Annotated in this window: 3 protein-coding genes; 1 reads left to right on the forward strand and 2 read right to left on the reverse strand. The window is 33.8% G+C overall.

All coding sequences use genetic code 11. The annotated features are described in order from the left end of the window. Positions 1-224: hypothetical protein (locus J1G40_RS18220; RefSeq protein WP_265244094.1), on the forward strand; the 224-nt coding region annotated here is incomplete at its 5' end. A gap of 370 nt (positions 225-594) precedes the next feature. Here the strand turns inward: J1G40_RS18220 and J1G40_RS18225 are convergent. After that, the gene (locus J1G40_RS18225) at positions 595-1,110 is read right to left on the reverse strand and encodes a S8 family serine peptidase (RefSeq protein ID WP_265244095.1); all 516 of its coding nucleotides are present in this window, start codon (positions 1,108-1,110) and stop codon (positions 595-597) included. 565 nt (positions 1,111-1,675) lie between these two features. Beyond that, on the reverse strand, positions 1,676-2,497 hold the full coding sequence (locus tag J1G40_RS18230) for a hypothetical protein (RefSeq protein WP_265244096.1): 822 nt from the start codon (positions 2,495-2,497) through the stop codon (positions 1,676-1,678). Between the last annotated feature and the right edge of the window lie 82 nt (positions 2,498-2,579).

Raw genomic sequence — 2,579 nt, forward strand, 5'->3', positions numbered from 1 at the left:
ATGTAGGATTACTCGCTTTGCTCGTGATCCTGACAAAGCTCCGCTTTAATGTAGGATTACTCGCTTTGCTCGTGATCCTGACAAAGCTCCGCTTTGAGAATAGTCCAAATAAAAAAACGCTCAAGCGAGCTTGGCGTTTTTTCTTATTGAACTATTCATTCGTGACCTCGGCAGGATTAACTTCGCTCACGCTCGTTTTTCCTTTGAACCCCCTTTGCAAATAGAAAGTCCATGGCTAAGCCATGTTTTTTCTTTTATTCCAAACCTTTGAAACTGCGTTTCAGGTTTTCCACAAAAGAAAAAATCCATCACCAAAGTGATGGATTTTCTGCTTGAAGTGACCTCGGCAGGATTCAAACCTGTTTCCCAGAAGCCTTTATTTATCGAACACTACCCTTGTTTCCAAAATCTGTTGACCGAATTGTTGACGGTCGGTTTGATTGCAAATGATGTCATTTGACTTTCTCTATATAAAAGTAATTAATTTTTGTATTTAATAGGTAATCCTATTCTCCTGCATTGCCTGAAAACTAAATTCAAGAAAAAGAGTTTCATAACCTACCCTTGGGGATTATCGCCATGCCAATTTAGGCTTTACCTTTTTGAAGCTAGACTAAATGCGTTTTCAATATTTAAAATACCACCGGCTTCGCTAAGTTCAGTAAACGATGCTTTTGTATTTTCTTCCTCATCCAGAAATATTTCACCATTGTACTTAGAAACTGACTGAATTACAATCTCCCGTATTTCCGATGCCTTAAGTTGCGGGTAGTACAATTTCATTGTTGCACAGGTTGTTGCAACTATTGCCGAAGAAATTGAACTTCCAGAAGGTTTATAATATTCATTTTTAGGGTTTGTGGTTAAAAAGTCTGTGCCATGGGCAAATAGATCAACAGTATGTTTTCCGTAACTTCCACGAACTGGTTTTAACTTAGGGCCAACAATAGAATCGCTAAGTCCGACCATAATAAGGTTCGATAGGCAATGGTTTTTATATTTTTTTCTAGGATGAGTCATTACTTCATCTAAATTTAACCCTGTATTTCCTGCACTTGTCACAATTAAAACATTATTTTTTTCTGCATAGGAGAGTGCTTCATAAATCAATTTTTAGTTGATTTCTGGAATCAACCTGTACTAAATCCCCATTGTTGTTCCATTGGGAATGGTGCTATTTTGTGCAGTGAGTACTCCATGGAGCCATAAAATTACTTTTTTTGAAAGCCTTTTTCTTATAAATTATGGTTTATATACTCTATATGTATTTTTCAAATTATTTAAAAAATCTGCAACTGAGCTTGGAGTTAACTATAATTATATTAAGAATAAGTGTGATAGTCTCAAAAAGTTAGACAAATATATACAACTAACTTCTCCACCAAAAATGAGAAATGAAGGTTTATTTAATGATATCGAGAATTACTCTAAAATGCAGTCTTTTGACTTTAAGAGCATTAAAACACAAACCCTTTTATTGTTTAGTTTATCAGACAATCAATTAGATATTAAAATGGAGATATTCCTGCGAATGAAATGCCTAAGTGCAAGTATATAAAATTCAAAGAAGGCGGACACATGCCTCAAATAAATAAAGAGTGGAACTCTTTATTTGAAGAAATATTAAAATTCTTTAGAGTTATAATAAAGTGAATATATTGAAAAATTATATGAACTATACAATGATATCTTCTAATTTCCGTCTATAAGTCAAGTATGGTGTTTTTGATTTTCCAACACGCAACGCCATTTGAACTTTTTCGTTATTTTGAATGTTCATTATATTTTCAAACTTTTTAGCCAGCGCATTCATTTCTGTATATTCCTGTAACACCTGACTTAAAGGTTGCATATAAAATCCACTTAATGAACAAGCTAACTGCAGTTTTGCATAGTCACAACCACACCTAAGCCAGTCTAACTGCTTGTTATTAGTAGTTTTTAGAGTTATTATATTTGGTGATTTTTCGACACGTTCTCGATGTTCTTTTAATGCGTATTCATTACTTTTTTTATCATGCCAAACTTCTGTTTTTAATCCTGATAGTTGCCATTCTGCTATCCATTTTTTTAAGCCTTTAATCCCAACGCCTGGTAAATTAATTCCATCCCTTTTAAGGGCAATTTGCTCATCATTTTCCCTAAACCACATCCTAGATTCTTCATGAGCCTTAAATGTTGCTGTTTCAACTTCCATTCCATCAGCGAGTATTGAGTTAGTAGTTTTAACTCTCTCAGCATTTGTAATAAGTTCAATTTCTCCAAATGAAGGCCCTATTAACTTAGATATGTTCTCCCAAGCCTTTATTGATATAATTACATTTGAGTACATTTCTCTTGAAGTTGCTCTATTCAATACATGCTTAGCTAATGGGGAGACCTTAATTGCTTGTTCTTTGAATAATGATATTTTTGCCACAGGTAGTTTTCCCAGTTTCTCTAATCCAAATGTCCCTTCTGGTAAAAATTCAATTTTAGTTTTGTTGTATGTCGTCAAATAAATCTGAACTTTTTGGGTTAAAATTTAAGAGAGTGCTTTCACGAAGTTAAATGATTTTCCCTGGACTGTTTTTTTCTAG

Source organism: Muriicola sp. Z0-33, from assembly GCF_026126425.1.
Lineage (GTDB): Bacteria > Bacteroidota > Bacteroidia > Flavobacteriales > Flavobacteriaceae > JAFMPW01.